20 protein-coding genes and 1 riboswitch are annotated in these 18,151 nt (G+C 70.7%); of the genes, 10 read left to right on the top strand and 10 right to left on the bottom strand.

Going from position 1 to position 18,151, the window contains the following annotated elements; translation table 11 throughout:
• On the top strand, positions 1-1,774 hold a 1,774-nt coding region (locus AF1_RS35385), incomplete at its 5' end, for a cell division protein PerM (RefSeq protein WP_255218842.1).
• On the opposite strand, the gene AF1_RS27105 is transcribed toward AF1_RS35385, so the two are convergent.
• Positions 1,771-2,238, bottom strand: coding sequence for a DUF4190 domain-containing protein (locus tag AF1_RS27105; RefSeq protein ID WP_067805324.1), 468 nt, complete (start codon positions 2,236-2,238; stop codon positions 1,771-1,773). The genes AF1_RS35385 and AF1_RS27105 overlap by 4 nt on opposite strands.
• Positions 2,239-2,347: 109 nt before the next feature.
• Between AF1_RS27105 and purN the strand changes: the two genes are divergently transcribed.
• The 4 genes from purN (at position 2,348) to AF1_RS27090 (ending at position 5,908) form a co-directional block, all read left to right on the top strand.
• Complete coding sequence (purN, locus tag AF1_RS27100; RefSeq protein WP_067805321.1) at positions 2,348-3,019, top strand: phosphoribosylglycinamide formyltransferase; 672 nt, start codon at positions 2,348-2,350, stop codon at positions 3,017-3,019.
• The gene (gene purH, locus AF1_RS27095; protein ID WP_067805318.1) at positions 3,000-4,565 is read left to right on the top strand and encodes a bifunctional phosphoribosylaminoimidazolecarboxamide formyltransferase/IMP cyclohydrolase; all 1,566 of its coding nucleotides are present in this window, start codon (positions 3,000-3,002) and stop codon (positions 4,563-4,565) included. The genes purN and purH overlap by 20 nt, the downstream gene beginning before the upstream one ends.
• 147 nt (positions 4,566-4,712) lie before the next feature.
• Positions 4,713-4,889, top strand: a complete 177-nt coding sequence (locus AF1_RS34845; protein ID WP_157419307.1) for a hypothetical protein — start codon at positions 4,713-4,715, stop codon at positions 4,887-4,889.
• Between the two features lie 33 nt (positions 4,890-4,922).
• Positions 4,923-5,007, top strand: a riboswitch (ZMP/ZTP riboswitch).
• A 52-nt stretch (positions 5,008-5,059) separates the two neighbouring features.
• Entirely contained in the window at positions 5,060-5,908 is an 849-nt protein-coding gene (locus AF1_RS27090; protein WP_067805315.1) for a bifunctional methylenetetrahydrofolate dehydrogenase/methenyltetrahydrofolate cyclohydrolase, read from the top strand.
• 164 nt (positions 5,909-6,072) lie between these two features.
• On the opposite strand, the gene AF1_RS27085 is transcribed toward AF1_RS27090, so the two are convergent.
• Positions 6,073-6,801: an FHA domain-containing protein gene (locus AF1_RS27085; protein ID WP_067805312.1), complete on the bottom strand. Its 729-nt coding sequence runs from the start codon at positions 6,799-6,801 to the stop codon at positions 6,073-6,075.
• Between the two features lie 223 nt (positions 6,802-7,024).
• Here AF1_RS27085 and AF1_RS27080 point away from each other — a divergent pair, with 223 nt between their 5' ends.
• The 3 genes from AF1_RS27080 to AF1_RS27070 all read left to right on the top strand — a co-directional run bounded on the left by AF1_RS27080 (position 7,025) and on the right by AF1_RS27070 (position 10,034).
• A complete protein-coding gene (locus tag AF1_RS27080; protein WP_084263384.1) occupies positions 7,025-7,465 on the top strand; it encodes a DUF3017 domain-containing protein in 441 nt (146 codons plus the stop codon).
• A 126-nt stretch (positions 7,466-7,591) separates the two neighbouring features.
• Complete coding sequence (locus AF1_RS27075; RefSeq protein ID WP_067805307.1) at positions 7,592-8,809, top strand: NADP-dependent isocitrate dehydrogenase; 1,218 nt, start codon at positions 7,592-7,594, stop codon at positions 8,807-8,809.
• 235 nt (positions 8,810-9,044) lie between these two features.
• Positions 9,045-10,034, top strand: coding sequence for a malate dehydrogenase (locus tag AF1_RS27070; RefSeq protein WP_067805303.1), 990 nt, complete (start codon positions 9,045-9,047; stop codon positions 10,032-10,034).
• A 58-nt stretch (positions 10,035-10,092) separates the two neighbouring features.
• Here AF1_RS27070 and AF1_RS27065 read toward each other — a convergent pair whose 3' ends face one another.
• The 6 genes from AF1_RS27065 to AF1_RS27040 form a co-directional block, all read right to left on the bottom strand.
• Positions 10,093-11,211 (bottom strand): methyltransferase domain-containing protein, encoded by a 1,119-nt coding sequence (locus AF1_RS27065; protein WP_067805299.1) that lies wholly within the window; start codon positions 11,209-11,211, stop codon positions 10,093-10,095.
• Positions 11,198-12,160 carry an MvdC/MvdD family ATP grasp protein gene (locus AF1_RS27060; protein WP_255218841.1) on the bottom strand — a complete coding sequence of 321 codons (963 nt, stop codon included), beginning with the start codon at positions 12,158-12,160 and terminating at the stop codon, positions 11,198-11,200. The genes AF1_RS27065 and AF1_RS27060 overlap by 14 nt, the downstream gene beginning before the upstream one ends.
• A gap of 15 nt (positions 12,161-12,175) precedes the next feature.
• On the bottom strand, positions 12,176-12,457 hold the full coding sequence (locus AF1_RS27055; protein ID WP_067805290.1) for a hypothetical protein: 282 nt from the start codon (positions 12,455-12,457) through the stop codon (positions 12,176-12,178).
• Positions 12,458-12,652: 195 nt separating this feature from the next.
• Complete coding sequence (locus tag AF1_RS27050; RefSeq protein ID WP_131732724.1) at positions 12,653-13,183, bottom strand: ATP-binding protein; 531 nt, start codon at positions 13,181-13,183, stop codon at positions 12,653-12,655.
• Positions 13,183-13,434 (bottom strand): hypothetical protein, encoded by a 252-nt coding sequence (locus tag AF1_RS27045; RefSeq protein ID WP_067805280.1) that lies wholly within the window; start codon positions 13,432-13,434, stop codon positions 13,183-13,185. The genes AF1_RS27050 and AF1_RS27045 overlap by 1 nt, the downstream gene beginning before the upstream one ends.
• 71 nt (positions 13,435-13,505) lie before the next feature.
• Positions 13,506-13,877 (bottom strand): hypothetical protein, encoded by a 372-nt coding sequence (locus AF1_RS27040; protein WP_067805277.1) that lies wholly within the window; start codon positions 13,875-13,877, stop codon positions 13,506-13,508.
• 186 nt (positions 13,878-14,063) lie between these two features.
• Between AF1_RS27040 and AF1_RS27035 the strand changes: the two genes are divergently transcribed.
• Positions 14,064-15,392: a hypothetical protein gene (locus AF1_RS27035; RefSeq protein ID WP_067805275.1), complete on the top strand. Its 1,329-nt coding sequence runs from the start codon at positions 14,064-14,066 to the stop codon at positions 15,390-15,392.
• Here the strand turns inward: AF1_RS27035 and cutA are convergent.
• Together cutA and AF1_RS34840 are read right to left on the bottom strand one after the other, a co-directional pair.
• Positions 15,355-15,690, bottom strand: coding sequence for a divalent-cation tolerance protein CutA (cutA, locus tag AF1_RS27030; protein ID WP_067805272.1), 336 nt, complete (start codon positions 15,688-15,690; stop codon positions 15,355-15,357). The two genes, AF1_RS27035 and cutA, sit on opposite strands and share 38 nt — an antisense overlap.
• A 352-nt stretch (positions 15,691-16,042) precedes the next feature.
• Positions 16,043-16,204 (bottom strand): hypothetical protein, encoded by a 162-nt coding sequence (locus AF1_RS34840; protein WP_157419305.1) that lies wholly within the window; start codon positions 16,202-16,204, stop codon positions 16,043-16,045.
• Positions 16,205-16,398: 194 nt separating this feature from the next.
• Between AF1_RS34840 and AF1_RS27025 the strand changes: the two genes are divergently transcribed.
• A partial coding sequence (locus AF1_RS27025) for an NB-ARC domain-containing protein (protein WP_255218840.1) occupies positions 16,399-18,151 on the top strand: 1,753 nt, incomplete at its 3' end.

Here is an 18,151-nt window from a genome sequence, read left to right as displayed (position 1 = left end):
GCGGGCGCGTGCGCAGCACGCGGCGCGGCGCCCGCCGGCCCCCGCCGCGGCCCGGCCGCTGTATGTGACCGGGCTGGTCGCCGCGCTGTGGTGCGTCGGGATCGGGCTCGCGGTGCTCACCACGATCACGCTGATCGGGTGGATCGCGGCGCCGAAGACCGCGCTCGGCCACGGCCTGGCCGGCGTGTTCCGGACGGCCGTGAACTTCTGGCTCGTGTCCCACCACGCGGGCTTCTCCTACGGGCAGGGACGCGTCGGGCTGCTGCCGCTCGGCGTCCTCGTCCTGCCCGGTGCGCTGCTGTACCGGGGCGGCGGGTGGATGATCCGGGTGGCGGGGCTGCGGCACCGTCCCCGCGTCGCGGTCGTGCACGTCGCGGTCGCGCAGGCCGCCCCGTACGCCGGGCTGGCCGCGCTGCTCGCGATCGCGGCGTCGGCGCGGGAGGTGCGGCCGTCGGTGTGGCAGGCGCTCGTCGCCTGCTTCCTCGTCGCCGTCATCGCGGGCGGCCTCGGCGCCGCGCGGGCCGTGGTCGCCGCGCAGGTGGCGGCCGAGGCGCGCGGACGGCGGGTCCGGTCCGGGCTCGGCGCGCTGCTGCGGCTGCTGCCCGAACGGCTGCGTTCGCTGGTGATCGGGGTCGCGGGGGCGCTCGGCGTGCTGCTCGCGTCGGGTGCGGTGCTCGTGGCCGCGGCCCTCGCGATGCACATGCCGGACGCCGACAACCTGTACCGGGTGCTCGCGCCCGGCGTCGTCGGCGGCGTCCTGCTGCTGCTGGTCGAGCTGGCGTTCCTGCCGAACGCGGTCATCTGGGGGATGGCGTACGCGGTCGGGGCGGGGTTCTCGGTCGGTGCCGGGACGAGCGTCTCCCCGACCGGGGTGGTCCTGGACGTCGTCCCGGCGTTCCCGCCGCTCGCCGCGCTGCCGCAGCCGGGGCCGGCGCCCGCGCTGTCGCTGCTCGCGCTGGCCGCGCCGTTCGTCGCGGGCGCGGTCGGCGGCGTCCTCACGATCAGGTCGCTGCCGAGCCCGGTGTCGGAGGGCGCGCCGCTGTGGGGGTTCGTGTCGGGCGCGCTGACCGGCGTGGTGGCGGCGCTGCTGAGCGCGCTGTCCGGCGGGCCGCTCGGCGGCGGGCGGATGGCGACCGTGGGGCCGTCCGCCTGGCAGGTGGGGCTGCTCGCGGCCCTGGAGGTGGGGATCGCGGCGGCGATCGCGGCGTGGGTGGCGAACTGGATGGTGCTGCGGCGTCCGGCCCGCGCGAAGGCCCCGAGGAAGCCGAAGGAGCCGAGGGGGCCGAGGGGGCCGAAGAAGCCGGGGAAGGCGCAGGAACCGGGGATGCCGGAGCGGCGCGCCGGGAGGCCCGCCCGTCCGGAGCCCGCGACCGTGCCGCTGGGGGCGCCCGTCCCCGGCGACTACGACCTGCGGGAGCTGCGCGAGCGGAGGGAGCCGGCGCCGAAGGCCCCGCATGCGCCCGATCCGGTGGAGTTCGAGGAGGCCGACCCCGTCCTCGCCCCCCGGCGGCCCCGCCGCCGGGGGGAGGCGCCGCCCGATCCGGACGGGGAGCGGACCGATCCGGAACCGGCCCCGCCGCCCCCGGGTGCCGGCACGGTCGTCCTCGAAGGCCACATCGCGGACGAGATCGTGGCCGAGCCGCGCCCCGGGCCCGGGGAGCCGCCGGGGGCCGTCCCGCCGCCGCGCACGGACCCGGGACGCACCGAGAACCGGGGCGGCGCGATCTACGTCCTGCGGGAAGAGCCCGAGCGGGACGGGCGGAGCGGGAGCTAGAGCAGGATCCCGTACTTGTCCATGGTGCCCGCGGGCAGGTCGAGCTTCTTCTCGATCTTCGGGTAGTACTCGTCGCGGCACGACTGCTTGTCGAGGTGCGTGTTGGCCGTGCTGACGCACTTCTGGTAGCCGCTCCACTCGGTCCACAGGACCGCCGTCGTCGTCACCGCCGCCAGCGAGAGCCCCAGGCCGACGGCGCCCAGCACCATGCCCTGGACGGCGCCGGGGGCGACGTCCCTGGCCTGGCGCGCCTCCCGGCGGGCCTTGACCCCGGCGACGAGCGCGGCGACGCCCAGCACCAGGCTGAGCGGGTAGAAGAAGAACACGGTCAGCAGGGCGGTGCCGCCGAGCCACAGGGCCCGCAGGCCGGTCTGCCGCGTCCGCGGTCCCGCGGGCGGCTGCCCCGCCGGCCGCCCGTCCGGGCGGTCTTCGGGCCGGACCTCGCGGCCCTGCTGCTCGCTCACGTTCGTCTCCTCCTGACCGGGGGTGGTGTGCTCTGCGGTGAAGCGGCGTCGAGGCGGCCGATAGGCTTCGTAACGGCCGCACAACCCCGTCAACGTCCAGCAGGGAGTCATGGTGTCCGCCCGGCTCGTCGTCCTCGTCTCCGGTGCGGGGACCAACCTACAAGCGCTGCTCGACGCGTGCGCGGATCCAGCCTACGGGGCGAAAGTCGTGGCCGTGGGGGCCGATCGCCCGGATATCGGGGGAACCGAGCGCGCAGAACGTGTGGGTTTGCCCACTTTCACGGTTTGTATCCCAGATTATCCGTCTCGGGACGACTGGGACGCGGCCCTGACCGAGGCCGTCGCGAAGCACGAGCCCGACCTCGTCGTCTCCGCCGGCTTCATGAAGATCCTCGGCCCGCGTTTCCTCGCGCGGTTCGGCGGCCGGACGGTCAACACCCATCCGGCGCTGCTCCCCTCGTTCCCGGGCGCGCACGCCGTTCGGGACGCCCTGGCGTACGGCGTGAAGGTCACGGGCTGTACGGTTCACTTCGTCGACGAAGGCGTGGACACCGGACCCGTCATCGCCCAGGAGACCGTCCCCGTGGGCGGGGACGACGACGAAGACTCCCTGCACGAGCGCATCAAGCGGGTGGAACGCCGGCTCCTCGTCGGCGTCGTCGGACGGCTCGCCCGCGACGGCTGGACCACGCGCGGCAGGCGGGTCTCGTTGAAGAGCAGGACCTGTGGTGATTCGTCCGATCAAGAGGGGAGCTCGGCCGGTGAGTCGGGTGGCGATTAAGCGCGCGCTGATCAGCGTGTACGACAAGACCGGGCTGGAGGAGCTGGCCCGGGGCCTGCACGAGGCGGGAGTGGAGATCGTCTCGACCGGGTCCACGGCGGGCCGGATCTCCGCCGCCGGCGTCCCGGTGATGAAGGTGGAGAAGCTCACCGGGTTCCCCGAGTGCCTGGACGGACGGGTCAAGACCCTGCACCCGAAGGTGCACGCGGGCCTGCTCGCCGACCGCCGCAAACAGGACCACCTCCAGCAGCTCGAAGACCTGCACGTCGAACCGTTCGACCTGGTGGTCGCGAACCTGTACCCGTTCGCCGACACCGTGAACTCGGGCGCCAAGCCCGACGAGTGCGTCGAGCAGATCGACATCGGCGGCCCGACCATGGTGCGCGCCGCCGCGAAGAACCACGCGAGCGTCTCCGTCGTCGTCGACCCGTCCGCCTACGGGACGGTCCTCGACGCGGTGCGGGCCGGCGGTTTCACCCTGGACGAGCGCCGCCGCCTCGCCGCGCTGGCGTTCGCGCACACCGCGTCCTACGACGTGGCCGTGGCCTCCTGGTTCGCGAGCACCTACGCCCCCGACGAGACCGCCGCCGAGACGCGGTGGCCCGACTTCCTCGGCGTCACCTGGGAGCGTTCGGCCACGCTCCGCTACGGCGAGAACCCGCACCAGCGCGCGGCCCTGTACCGCGCGGCCGGCGAGACCGGCCTGGCCGGCGCGGAGCAGCTGTACGGCAAGGAGATGTCCTACAACAACTACGTGGACACCGACGCCGCCCGCCGCGCCGCCCACGACTTCACCGAGCCCTGCGTCGCGATCATCAAGCACGCCAACCCGTGCGGCATCGCGGTCGGCGCGGACATCGCCGAGGCGCACCGCAAGGCGCACGCCTGCGACCCCGTGTCCGCCTACGGCGGCGTGATCGCGGCGAACCGCCCGGTCACCGCGGACATGGCCCGGCAGGTCACCGAGAGCTTCGCCGAGGTGGTCGTCGCCCCGTCCTTCGAGGACGAGGCCGTCACCGTGCTGAAGAACCGGTTCAAGAACGTCCGGCTGCTGGTCTGCCCGGACGCCCCGGCGGGCGCGACCGAGTACCGGCGCATCGACGGCGGCGTCCTGCTGCAGGACGTCGACCGGGTGGACGCGTCCGGCGACGACCCGTCCACCTGGGAGCTGAAGACCGGCCCGGCCGCGGACGAGGCGACGCTCCGCGACCTGGCGTTCGCGTGGCGGGCGATCCGCTCGGTCAAGTCGAACGCGATCCTGCTGGCCGCGGGCGGCGCGACCGTCGGCGTCGGCATGGGCCAGGTCAACCGGGTCGACTCCGCCAAGCTCGCGGTCGCGCGGGCCGGCGCGGAGCGGGCCGCGTCCGCCGTGGGCGCGTCCGACGCGTTCTTCCCGTTCCCGGACGGCCTGGAGGTGCTCGCCGAGGCGGGCGTCCGGGCGATCGTCCAGCCGGGCGGTTCCGTCAACGACGACAAGGTGATCGAGGCGGCGGAGAAGGCCGGGGTCAGCCTGTACTTCACCGGCGTCCGGCACTTCTTCCACTGACCGGCGCGGGGCCCGGTGTGGCGTAGAACACCGCCGCACCGGGTTTGCGGCCGGATTTCCCGCGCTGTCCGGTCGGGTACCCTCTGCCCGACCGCGCCCATCGTGACCCCCTGACCCCGGCGCGGGCATTCCGCTGATGGAGGCGCGATGGACGTGCTGATTGCCCTCATGCTGAGGTCGGTGTACCAGGCCGACGCGCTGCTGATGGAGTCCCGGCAGCTGATCGGGCTGATCGCCGCCTTCCTGGCCGCGGTCCTCGCCGCGCGGCTCGGCTGGCACGGCACCGACCGCGTGATCGCCTGGCGGCAGCGCTCGGAGGACTAGCGCTCGAAGGGCCGGCGCACCCCGCCGCTACCATGGGGTTCACGTGACTGGCGCGGCAAGGTGGGGCACCACCGGGGAGCGAACGACAGTCCGGACACCGCGCGCCTGGGTGGACGGGACCTTGAGCCGGGCTCGGTCCTGCGGGCCCTTGGCGACACGCGGAGGTACGCATGACGGCACAGATCCTTGACGGCAAGGCCACGGCCGCCGAGATCCGCTCGAACCTCAAGGGCCGCGTCGAGGCGCTTCGTGACCGCGGCGTCACCGTGGGGCTCGGCACGGTGCTGGTGGGCGACGACCCGGGCAGCCACGCCTACGTCGGCATGAAGCACCGGGACTGCGCCGAGGTCGGCATCCAGAGCATCCGCCGCGACCTGCCCGCCACCGCCACCCAGGACGACGTGGAGCGGGCCGTCGCCGAACTGAACGCCGACCCCGCCTGCACCGGCTACATCGTCCAGCTTCCGCTGCCGAAGGGCCTGGACGAGCAGCGCGTGCTGGAACGCATCGACCCCGACAAGGACGCCGACGGGCTGCACCCGACGAACCTCGGCCGGCTCGTCCTGATGCAGCCTGGGCCGCTGCCGTGCACCCCGAAGGGGATCGTCGAACTGCTGCGGCACTTCGGCGTCCCGCTCAAGGGCGCCGAGGTCACCGTCGTCGGCCGCGGCATCACGGTCGGGCGTTCGCTCGGCCTGCTGCTGACCCGCCGCACCGAGAACGCGACCGTCACCCTCTGCCACACCGCCACCCGTGACCTGGCCGCGCACACCCGCCGGGCCGACATCGTCGTGGCCGCCGCCGGCGTTCCCGGGCTCATCACCGCCGACATGGTCAAGCCGGGCGCCGCCGTCCTCGACGTGGGCGTGTCCCGGGTGGACGGCAAGCTCACGGGCGACGTCGCCGCCGACGTCCGCGAGGTCGCCGGATGGGTCGCGCCCAACCCCGGCGGCGTCGGCCCGATGACCCGCGCCATGCTGCTCGCCAACGTCGTCGAGGCCGCCGAGCAGAGCGCCTGACGGGGGCGCCCGAGACGTGGTCGGGGCCGCCACCCAGCACCCGGGTGGCGGCCCCGTACCCGTTGCTCCGGCCGGTGCCGCGCCGTCACTTACGCGGCCCGTCCTGGAGGGTTCAGCGATCGCCCTCGTGCTCGCGCTGCCGTGAGGGCGACCGCAGGTTCACCTCAGCTGGCCCTCCGTCCCGCGGTGCTCGGTGCCGGACGTCCCGGCCCGTGTCCGTGGCCCGGCGAGCCCGGCCGGCGCGTCTCCGTCGTGCCCCGCACGCCGGAGACCCGGCCGTCCATCGGCGGACGGCCCTGGTGGGGGACGTGCACCGGCGGCAGCGGGCGGACGAGGCCCATCGCGATGACCTCGTTGGCGAGCCGGGTGCGCCGGTTGGCGCCCTCGGGAATCCGGAACTTCTGGTAGAGACGCAGTAGATGCTGCTTGACCGCGGCCTCCGTCACCACCAGTTCGCCGGCGATGTCGCGCGCCGTGGCGGGGGCCACGAACGCCTCGTCGGACAGGGCGGGACGGCACAGCGAGGTCAGCACGTCGACCTCGCGGCGGGTGAGCTCGGGCGCGACGGCGCGCCGCAGTTCGACGTCCGGGTCGACCTCCTCACGGGGGATGCCCCCCAACCGGCAGCGCGCCGTGCCGAAGCTCACGACGTCACCGTCCTCCAGGACACGGCGGGCGATCGGCCGGCCGTTGACGCGCGTCCCGTTGCGGGACAGTCCCATGTCCACCACGTAGACGTACGGACCGCGTCGGACGATCTCTGCGTGCAATCGGGACACACTCGGGTCGTCGAGGCGGATATCGACTCCTCTCCCTCTCCCGACCGTTGTAACGTCGGGGCGCAGCGGCATCACCAGCCCGCTGTCCTCGATCCGCATGAACGGCCCCTCCACGGCAGTCCTCCCAGCTAGTTAGCGACCCCTGTCTGCCGGGTTACCCGGGCGTGGTGCCGTCACACCCTCCTACTGGCGAGTAGCACCGATGGCGTAAGGGATTCCGGCCACTTCGGCATCACCCGGACACCGTCCGTAGCGCGGTCATTCCAGGCGTGGGACGACAAGGCGGACCGTCGCGGCGATGTCGTCCCCCCGTCCGAGGGGCGATACCGTGAGGGCCATGAGCACTCAGGTGCACCGGCGCAGGCGGAAGGCGCCGCGCCGCGGGGACGCCGCGCCGCACTGGCTCGTGCAACTGCCGTATCTCCTCGTGCTCAGCGGGGTCGGTGCCGGGCTGACCCTGTGCGCCTTCAACTACTTCCGCAAGGGCTCCGGCCTGATGGCCGCCGCGCTGCTGATCGGCGCGCTCGCCCGGCTGCTGCTGCCGGAGTCGCAGCTCGGCCCGCTCGCCGTCCGCAGCCGCTCCGTCGACTGCTGGACGCTCGTGATCCTCGGCGAGATGGTGGCGTTCGTGTCGCTGAGCGTCCCGCCGATGAACAAGACCGGTCTGATCCTCGCGGGCGCGTTCGGCGTCCTGATCGCCCTCACGATGGCGGTCCGCGGCGGCCGCCTCCTGCTCACCGGGCGCTCCTCGCCGTCCCGGAAGCGGTCCCCGGGCTGACACGTCGTCCCAGGTGGCGGAGCGCGAGGCCAGGTCAGGTCTAGACCGCGTAACGGCCTCGGCTAGCCTTGCCAGTTGAGCCTTACAAGGACTGCTGGCCAGGTGTAGGAAAGGGACAGCACAAGTATGCCCAAGATCAAAGTAGCGGGCCCGGTCGTCGAACTCGACGGCGACGAAATGACGCGGATCATCTGGAAATTCATCAAGGACCAGTTGATCCTGCCCTACCTCGATGTGGACCTGAAGTACTACGACCTGGGGATGGAGCACCGTGACGCCACGGACGACCAGGTCACGATCGACGCCGCCAACGCCATCAAGCAGTACGGCGTCGGCGTCAAGTGCGCGACCATCACCCCCGACGAGGCGCGCGTCGAGGAGTTCGGCCTGAAGAAGATGTGGCGGTCCCCGAACGGGACGATCCGCAACATCCTGGGCGGCGTGGTGTTCCGTGAGCCGATCATCTGCTCCAACATCCCCCGGCTCGTCCCCGGCTGGACCAAGCCGATCATCATCGGCCGGCACGCGCACGGCGACCAGTACCGCGCCACCGACTTCGTGGTCCCGGGCCCCGGCAAGGTGACGATCACCTACACGCCCGACGACGGCGCCGAGCCGATGGAGTTCGAGGTCGCGCAGTTCCCCGGCGGCGGCGTCGCCATGGGCATGTACAACTTCGACGACTCGATCCGCGACTTCGCGCGGGCGACGATGCGCTACGCCCTTGAGCGCCGGATGCCGCTGTACCTCTCCACGAAGAACACGATCCTCAAGGCCTACGACGGCCGCTTCAAGGACATCTTCCAGGAGGTCTACGAGTCGGAGTTCAAGGCCGACTTCGAGTCCAAGGGCCTCACCTACGAGCACCGGCTCATCGACGACATGGTCGCCGCCGCGCTCAAGTGGGACGGCGGCTTCGTCTGGGCGGCCAAGAACTACGACGGCGACGTCCAGTCCGACACCCTGGCCCAGGGCTTCGGCTCGCTCGGCCTGATGACGTCCGTCCTCATGACCCCGGACGGCAAGACCGTCGAGGCCGAGGCCGCGCACGGCACCGTGACCCGGCACTACCGGCAGCACCAGCAGGGCAAGCCGACGTCGACCAACCCCATCGCGTCGATCTTCGCCTGGACCCGGGGCCTGGAGCACCGCGGCAAGCTCGACGGCCAGCCCGAGGTCATCGACTTCGCCCGCAAGCTGGAGCAGGTCTGCGTCGAGACGGTCGAGAGCGGCCAGATGACCAAGGACCTGGCCCTGCTGGTCGGCAAGGACACGCCGTTCCTGACGACGCAGGAGTTCCTGGAGGCCCTGGACACCAACCTCCAGAAGAAGATCAACGGCTGATTCGCCGAGTCTTCGAGGGCCGTCCCGGATCCGTCCGGGGCGGCCTTCCACATGTTCGGGGACGGGTGGGTGCACCTGCGCGCCGGCGGGTAGGGGGTGCGCGATAGCCTGAGCCCGGAAGTATCTCGACGGCGAGAGAACCCGCGCCGTATCGGCCGCAGGGGGACTCTGGGCGGTCGGGGTCGGAAGGATGGCCGCCTGAGCCCCGTCAGGTCACTGCAGGAGAAGAAGGACAATGACGCGCACCCCAGTCAACGTCACCGTTACCGGCGCCGCGGGCCAGATCGGCTACGCGCTGCTGTTCCGCATCGCGGCCGGCCACCTCCTCGGCGCGGACGTGCCCGTACGCCTGCGGCTGCTGGAGATTCCGCAGGCGGTGAAGGCCGCCGAGGGCACCGCGATGGAGCTGGACGACTGCGCGTTCCCGCTGCTGTCCGGCATCGACATCTTCGACGACGCGACCAAGGCGTTCGAGGGGGCCAACGTCGCGCTGCTCGTCGGCGCCCGGCCGCGCACGAAGGGCATGGAGCGCGGTGACCTGCTGGAGGCCAACGGCGGCATCTTCAAGCCGCAGGGCGAGGCGATCAACGCCGGCGCGGCGGACGACATCAAGGTCCTGGTGGTCGGCAACCCGGCCAACACCAACGCGCTGATCGCGCAGGCGCACGCGCCGGACGTCCCCGCCGAGCGCTTCACCGCGATGACGCGCCTCGACCACAACCGGGCCCTCGCCCAGCTGTCGAAGAAGGCGGGCGTGTCCGTCGCCGACATCAAGAAGATGACGATCTGGGGCAACCACTCCGCGACCCAGTACCCGGACATCTTCCACGCCGAGATCGCCGGCAAGAACGCCGCCGAGACGGTGAACGACCAGAACTGGCTGGAGAACGACTTCATCCCGACCGTCGCCAAGCGCGGCGCCGCGATCATCGAGGCGCGCGGCGCGTCGTCGGCGGCGTCGGCCGCGTCCGCCGCGCTCAACCACATCCACACCTGGGTGAACGGCACCGCCGACGGCGACTGGACGTCCATGGCGGTCGTGTCGGACGGCTCCTACGGCGTCCCCGAGGGCCTGATCTCGTCCTTCCCGGTCACCACGAAGGACGGCAAGTGGGAGATCGTCCAGGGCCTGGAGATCGACGACTTCTCCCGCGCCCGCATCGACGCCTCGGTGAACGAGCTGTCGGAGGAGCGCGACGCAGTCCGCAAGCTCGGCCTCATCTGACACCGCACGCGCAGCACGAGCCCCGGACCAGGCCGGTCCGGGGCTCGTTCGCGTCCGGTCACACCAGGCGGGCCGGCTCGTCCAGCCACAGCCTGTCGCCCTCGGGGGTGACGGTCAGCCCGAACCGGTCGACGCCGGGACCGTCATGCCGCACCCACCACTCGAAGGCGTCCTCCAACTCGTCCCACAGACGGCGCTCGCCGTACTGGAGGACTTCGTAGAGTCTGTTGCCCGGTTCCCAGTCGCAGGCGGCCCACGATCCTCCCGGCCGCCCGACCTCGAACAGCAGTAGCGAGAACGCCCCGTCGTCGTGGTGCTTCTCCCAGTACGCCAGGCCGGGGGCCAGGTCCACAACGGCGAGTTGAAGGCCCGGCCCGGCTTCGGAGACGGTCCGGGGGTCCAGCATGGTCCCCGACCTGTCGGCGTCGTCCAGGTGGCGAGCTTGCCAGATCAACTCGGCGCGATGTGAACGCAGCATCATGTACCCGGCCGGTCCATGGAACCGTCCGTGGGCCACATCGCCGATCGCGGTAAGCCGAGTCATCAGACCGTGTCCACGCAAGGGCTGCCAGGGGGCGACGATGACTCCGCCGGGTCGGGTCTGTTCTACCCATGTGTAGGGGATTTCTGCGACGGCGACCGTCGCATGGACGCGGTCATAAGGCGCGTCGCCGAGGAACCCGGCGGCGCCGTCTCCGATGACCACGTGCGGTGCGAAGCCTGCTTTCGCGAGGTTAGTGATGGCCTGTTGAGCGACCTCGGCGTCCACTTCCACGCTGGTTACGTTCTGCTCTCCAACGCGCACGGACAAGAGCGCGGCGGTGTATCCGGTTCCCGTACCGATCTCTAGGACGTTGTCCAAGTCGCGAGGCGCCAGCAGTTCCAGGAACCGGAAGGCGATGCCTGGCGCCGAAAGCGAGCTTGTCGCGAACCCGGTCTGGACGTCGAGGGGATCGCCTTTACCGTCGTCCCGCTGGGTCACGATCGAGGCGTCGGAGTAGACGGCCTTCCACCACTCGTCGGGCCGGGCCTCTCGGTCGATGGGGTAGAGCCCGCCCGTCTCGGGACCGGCGAGTGCGGTAGGGGGCACGAAGAGTTCGCGAGGAACTGCGCGCATCGCCGTGCGCCACTCGTTGCCGACCCCCAGAAGATCGGCCAGTTCATCAGTGCTCGTCATGTGCCTTCTCCAGTAGGTCGGCTATCGCCGAGTAGATCGGAAGTCCGGTTTCATCGGCGATCCACCCGAACTCGCCGCCCTGATTGACTTCCAGGAACACCCACCGGCCAGAGGTGTCGTGGATGAGGTCGAATGCCCCGTAGACCAGTCCGAGCCGAGCCATCAGCTTTAGCAGCTTGGCTCGAAGATCGGGCGGCAACTCGATGATGCTGTAGGACAGAGCGTCGTAGTCGGACCGCCAGTCCTCCTGAGCCGCCGTGCTCCCGGCGTCGATCCGGACGGCGAACATCTCGGAGCCGACAACGGTCACCCGCGCCTCGAACGCCTTCGGGACGCGCTCCTGGAGCATCTGAGCCGTCAGACCGAACGCCGGATCGAGCAGGCTTTCCAGGTCGGCGACCGGGGCGGTGAAGACGACGCGGACTTGGCCCTCATCGGCATGAGCGACCCCGTTCATGGGCTTGTAGACGATCGGCCTTCTCAGCTCCTTCGCCCAGTTGTACGCGGTCCGCGGCTCCGAGGTGATCAGAGTCGCCGGGACCGCCAGGCCGACCTCGGCGGCCTGCGCGAGCTGGAGCGGCTTGTAAGCCGCGCGGGCCGCTGCCACCGGGTCGTTGACCCACAGGCAACAGGCCAGCGAGGTCAACACCCCTCCGAACCCGCGCCGGGCCTCCCCGTAGGCGAACGCGCGCTCGGGGGAAGACATGCGCTCGTCCATCACGAACGGGGAGGCCCTGCGCTGCCATACCGCCCTGATACCGGCCAGTTCGACTTCTGGCCCGTCCTCGCCGCTGATGAGGCCACCCCAAGTACCTGAATCGCGCAGGCGGGCACCCATCGTCAGCCGGGACGGGAAGGCCGACGGGTTCAGCCGTGCGACTTCGGTGCCGCGTGTTCTCAGCTCGGCGGCGACCTGCCCGGCCACCTCGTCAGTGTCGTGCGCCAGCATCAGGACCGTCATTGGTCAGTCGGTCCCCTCGTCCTCGGGGCCTTGGCTGTCGCCGGAGCCGCCGGTCGTGTACTTCTTGGTGTCCTTCTCGTGCCTGCCCGCGCGGGGCACCACCAGGAACCGCAGCCCCCAGGGCCGCGCCTCGGTCGCGGTGGCGTCCATCTGGGACGCCTGGTCCAGGCCCGGGTCCATGGGGAAGATGTCCCCGACCCGGAACGCCAGCCCGCGCGACTCGCCGTCCGGCGAATGCGTCACGAGGTCGAGCGAGTCAAGCCGCTCGATCGTCGGTGTGCTCATCGCTTTTCCTTCCTGGCGACCGGCCGGCCGCCTGTCGGTGGCCCCTCTTGGACGAGGGGCCTTCGGTGTGGACGGCCGCGACCCGCAACAGGCCGGGCCGATGGAAACCACGGCCCCGGGAGGTCATCCACCCCGGGTGCGTCCCCCTCCGGAGGCCCAAGGGCCACACACCCATCCGTCCCGGGGCCGTGGGGTTCAGGACCGGGGCGCCGGCACACGGGCGTCCGTGACGGCGCCTCCGGTGGGGCCGGGGGCCGGCCCGATCGTGGCGTATCGCGACCACACCCATTTGCCGTGCGGCCGGGTCGGTGTCACCCCGCATTTCTCCGAGAGCGCCTCAACGATCGGCAGCCCATGGCCGCCCGTCCCGTCGTCGTGCCCGGGGTTCAGCGCCTCAGCGTCCGGGGCCGCGTGCTCGTCCGCCGCCCCCAGCACACGCTTGCGCACCGGGCGGGCGTCCGAGGAGTCCCACACCGCCAGCAGCACCGCGCCCAGCTCTCGCGTGAACCTCACCCGGATCTCTCGCTCCGGCGCGCAACGGACGGCGTTGGTGACCAGCTCACTGGCGATCAGCGCCACGTCGTCGCCGACCCCGGCCAGCCCCCACTCCGCAAGCCGCAACTCCACCAGGGCGCGCACCTGCCCCGGAACCGTCAGCGCCGCCAGGCACGTCATGTCCAGGGCCCCGGCGGACACGACGCCCGCGCTCCCCGTGCAGCCGTCCATCACGACCACCGCCCGATCTGCCGTAGCAGGAGCACCGCCCGCTCCGCCGCCGCGCCCTCGCGCCCGACCTCGCCGAGCACGTGCCCGCGCTCCCCGCCCCACCGGAACCGCCGGCCGTCGCACGCGATCACCCGCTCACCCCGCGCACCGAGCGAAACGGCCAGCGTCTCCCCGTCCACCAGCGCCCGGCACCCTCGCCGCCGGAGCTGCGCCGCCAACTCCTCCAGCGGCTTGCCCGTAACATTTCCCATGGGTCCGACCTCCATCGTCGGATCAAGGCCCCGGACCCCGGTGTTCACGCACCGGCCGGGGCCGCCTTGTCCTATGGCTGCTCTGCTTCTTGCTCGCGAAATGCAGGCCCCACCAGCCGGTGGCAGAGGGCCGCGATCTTCTCGGCCGCTCCATCGGGGTCGCCGGCGTCGTGAGACCTCTCCTCCCGACCCTGGTGCCAGCGGAGCTCTGGGGACTCGCCCCAGACCTCGATCGTGATGCGTCCGAGGACGTGCTCGGTGAGGGTCAGCCAGATCTCGGTGTGCTTGGTCGCACGACTCGAGTTAGTGACCAACTCAGGGACGACCAGGAACACGTTGTCGTCCTTATCTGCCGTATAACCCCATTTGATAGCCACCAGCTTTGCGAAATTTCGGGCAATGTCGACTGTGGTCGGTATTGCCAGGAAGCTGGAGGTGAACACCTCCGTTCATGGAATGTCGCGGATGTCATCGCCTGTCCCTGGAGTGTGGCGTTACGCCGCTGGCTTTCGTTCTGTCCGTCACTCGAAGAAATCACTGCACAAGACACGGTGACTAGAGGACACTGGAGGACGTGAGCGGATGTGAGCGGAAGCCGACCAGGTGAGGCAAATGGACGAGGTCGATTAATGGCCGATTATGAAGAGCGTGACGAGCTGTCCGGACAGATTCGGTTGCTCCGTGATCGCAAGATCTGGTCACAAGGTCATCTGGCGAAGAGGCTGCGAGAGGTGGCGACTCCCCAAGAGCGCGCCCAACTCCCCTCACCCGCGTCGATGGTCAGGCGGATACGTGCCCATGAGAACGGTGACCCGGCCGGTCCTGTCTACGCCGAGCTGTACCGGCGGCTCTTCGCGAAATATGCTGATTTGTTCAGCCCCGACCCCAGCGAGGCCCAGGTCGACCCGCTTCTACTCGCCTGGGCAGTAGGAAGGCTCAACCAGCGCGTGGACCGACGAACACTGCTCCAGCTCGCCGCCGTGGCAGCGACGGGCACTGTCGCCCTCGAACCCGCCGAGCGCCTTATCAGGGCGCTCACCGGCAGCTATCGCCCCGACGACACAGCCGTTAAGCACCTGGAGGACCGGACCCGAGGATTCCACAGGCTTGAGGAACACTGGCCGGCTCGGAAGCTCTACCCGGCCTTGTTGACCCACCTCTGCGAGATCAGCGCTCTTCTGGAGACGACCCGATCGGACGATGTGCGGAGGAGGCTCGCCAGGATGGCCGGGGAGTCCGCTGTGCTCGCCGCGTGGTTTTCGTGGGAACTGGGTGACCGTCGGCGTACCGAGGACCATGCCCGTCTTGTCGGCTTCGCAGCCAAGGAAGCTCAGGACGTTGCATCCGCTGCCTGTATGACCGGCTATCAGACGTACATGACAGGTGGTAACCATTCCGCGGGTGTGGCTCTGGCCACCAATGCCCTAGAACAGCTCGGGGACGCTGACCTGGCCACGAGAGCGTGGCTTCTGGCTCGTAAAGGCGAAGAGGCAGCCCTCCTTGGAGATCGGAAGACAGCCTTTGAGGCCATCCGAGAGGCCGAAGAGGTCTACGCGGGCGCGGACATCAATGCCCGACCCTGGACGTGCTTCGTTGACTCGGCTCGGTTCGCCTCGCTAAGGCTCTCCGTCTATTCCCGGATCGGGGAAGAGGACCGGGCGCTGGGGGCCAGTGCACGGGTGGCGGCCTTCCTGAACCCGGAGACGGAGATCAAGAAGTTGTGCGTCGTTGAGGCGGACATGGCCTTGGCCCACTACCGGCTCGGGGACGTAACGGAGGCCGTCCGGCGCGCTCAGCGATCCCTCGAAGCGACCACCGCCATGGCGGCCCCACTTGGGTGGGACCGCCTAGACCAGGTCGCAGGTGAGTTCGCCGGTTCAAAGGCTCCGTCAGTTCGGGAGTTCCGGGCTGAGTACGCCTCTACTCGTCCGAGGACGGCTCCGCCGTCTCTTGTTTGATCCACGTCAGGTAGTCACCAAGCCCGCCGATGATCGGCACCGCGACGATCTCAGGGGTGTCGTACGAGTGGGCCGCCTTCACTGTGCTCACCAGCTCGTCAAGCCGTTCCTCGGTCGTCTTCATGACGACTAGGTACTCCTCGTCGTTCTCCAGCTTGCCTTGCCACCAGTAGGTCGAGGTGATCGGCCCGCTGATCTGGGCGCAAGCCGCCGCCCGTCCTTCGACTGCGGCCTTGACGACCTTCTCGGCTTCCTCTCGGCTGCCCGCTGTCACGTGCACTTCGAGATTCTGGGTCATAGGGGCGACCCTAGCCAGCCGGAGCAGTCCGTGACAGGCCACCGCCCAACCGAAAACGCTCGGTTACTGGGAAGTCTGAGCGCGGACTACATCAGCCGGTGGCGGGACGTCTCCGGCTCCACTTCGCCATCAGAGGTCGTGAACGCCGCGAAGTTCTCCGTCATCGAGCTGGTTGTCGCCGCCCCACACCGCGGACGCGGTCTCGCCGGGCGCCCTCTCGACGGCCGTCCCGAGTAGTACGCGATGCTTCTAGTGTCGATTTCCGAAGTCGTCTGCACGAATACCCGAAGTCCTCTGCACGCCCCGACGGCTGTGGGTGTGCAGAGGACGTTGTGGTGTTGCGTGGGGTGGGCTACTTGTGGGTGATCCACCAGATGGCCAGCTGGATCGGCGCGGCGCCGGCGGCGGTGGCGGCGCCGCGGAAGGCGGCTTGGGCGGCGGTGCGGGCGAGCCGGTGCAGGCGGTCGCGGTGCAGGCGGTCGCGGTGCGGGTGGTTGCGGTTGTGGTGCGGCATGGCGTGGGCCTTTCGGCGGCGGCCTCGGCTTGGTGTGCCGGTGGCCTGGTGCCGTCGATGAGGCTTGTCCGGTGGGTTTTCCGGTTTCGACTACGTTCGGGTGGTGGGGCGGGGCAGGCTGGTGGCCTGGGAGATGACGGACGGATTGGGTTTCCCGGACGGTTTACGGTCCGGATCCGGAAGGGGGCCGGTGGATGGGTGAGCCGCTGAATGCGACCGGGGTGTGGGCGGCCGCGTTACGGGCGTTGTGGGAGGCGGCGGGCAAGCCGACGGGTGAGATGATCGAGCGGCAGGCCGCCGCGCAGAAGCCGCCGTTGAAGGTGTCGACATCGTCATCGAGCGATTGGCTGGGCGGTAAGAACGTCCCCAAGAGTCCGGCGATCGCGGCCTGGCTGGTCACCTTCTTGCGCGGCCAGGCCCGGCAGCGGACCCCGGCGTTTGTGACCGGGTCCGATGCGTGGTGGCAGCAGGTGTGGCAGCAGGCGCGCGAGGAGCGGCGTGGCCGGGGCGGACGCCCTCCCCGAGCGCACCCTGCCGGTGCGCCGGTGGTGTGGGAGCAGGTCCGGGTGGGGGTGGTGCCCCGGGCGGCGGACTGTTTCCAGGACCGGGCCGTGGCGGGCCGGTTGGAGCGGGCGGCCGAGCAGGACGGCACGGTGGTGCTCACCCAGCAGGACGACCGAGAGCTGACACAGGTGCTGGCGGGGATGGGCGGGGTCGGCAAGACCCAGCTGGCGGCCGCCTATGCGCGGCATGCCTGGCAGCAGGGGGTGGGGGTGCTGGTGTGGGTGAACGCCGCCACCCGCGATGGGGTGGTCTCCGCCTACGCCGACACCGCGGTCCGGCTCGGTCTGCCGCTGGCCGACCGGCAGGACCCGGACCGGTCGGCGCGGGAGTTCTTAGCCTGGGCGGAGACGACGACCCAGTGCTGGTGGCTGGTGGTGCTCGATGACGTCCGCAGCCCCGGTGACCTGGGGGGGTTGTGGCCGCCGGCGGCCACGTCGGCGGCCAGCGGGCAGGTGGTGGTCACCACCCGGCTCCGCCATGCCGCGCTTGAGAGGGCCGACCGCCGCATGGTCACCGTTAACACCTTCACCACCGGGGAGGCCTGCTCCTACCTGCAGGCCAAACTCGGCACCCGCGCCACCGATGCCGGAGAAGTCGAGGCGCTGGCCGACGATCTGGGGCACCTGCCCCTGGCGTTGGCGCAGGCCGCGACCTACATCCTCAATGCCGACATCACCATCGCCTCCTACCGGGAACGGCTCGCCACCCGTCTGCTCGCCCGCGCACTGCCCTCGGGTGACGAGCTGCCCGACGACCATGAACGCATCGTCGCGGCGACCTGGGAGTTGTCCATCGACCAGGCCGACCGTGCTGAACCGGTCGGCCTGGCCCGGCCGGTCCTGCAACTGGCCAGTGTGCTGGATTCGGCCGGCATCCCCCAGACGGCCCTGTCCAGCCCGCCCGCGCTGGACTACCTGACCGGTTCCCTGCCCGAGCAAACGGCGCACCCCGCGCACCAGGACTCCGAGGTGAGCGGTGAGATGGTCGATGAGGCGCTGCGGGTGCTGCACCGGCACAGCCTGATCGACCACGACCGCGCCGCCGTCCACCGCGAGGTCCGCGTCCACCAGCTCGTTCAGCGCGCCACCCGCGAAGCGCTCGCCACCCACCCCGACCGGGGCCCGGAGTCGTTCACCGCACTCGCCGACGTTGCCGCCGACGCCCTGCTGGCGGTGTGGCCGCAGGTAGAGCGGGACGAGTTCGGTCAAATCCTGCGGGCCAACACCACCGCGCTGACCCGCGCCGCCCAGACAGCACTGTGGCACCCCGACACCGGCGGCCATGGCGTCCTGTTCAAAGCCGCCACCAGCCTCGGCGAAACCGGACAGGCCACCGCCGCCCGCGACGCCTACGCCGCCCTGCACGCCACCGCCCTGCACCACC

The sequence above is a fragment of the Actinomadura formosensis NBRC 14204 genome, assembly GCF_001552155.1.
Taxonomy (GTDB): Bacteria; Actinomycetota; Actinomycetes; order Streptosporangiales; family Streptosporangiaceae; genus Spirillospora; species Spirillospora formosensis.
This window is presented reverse-complemented; position numbering and strand designations above follow the sequence as displayed.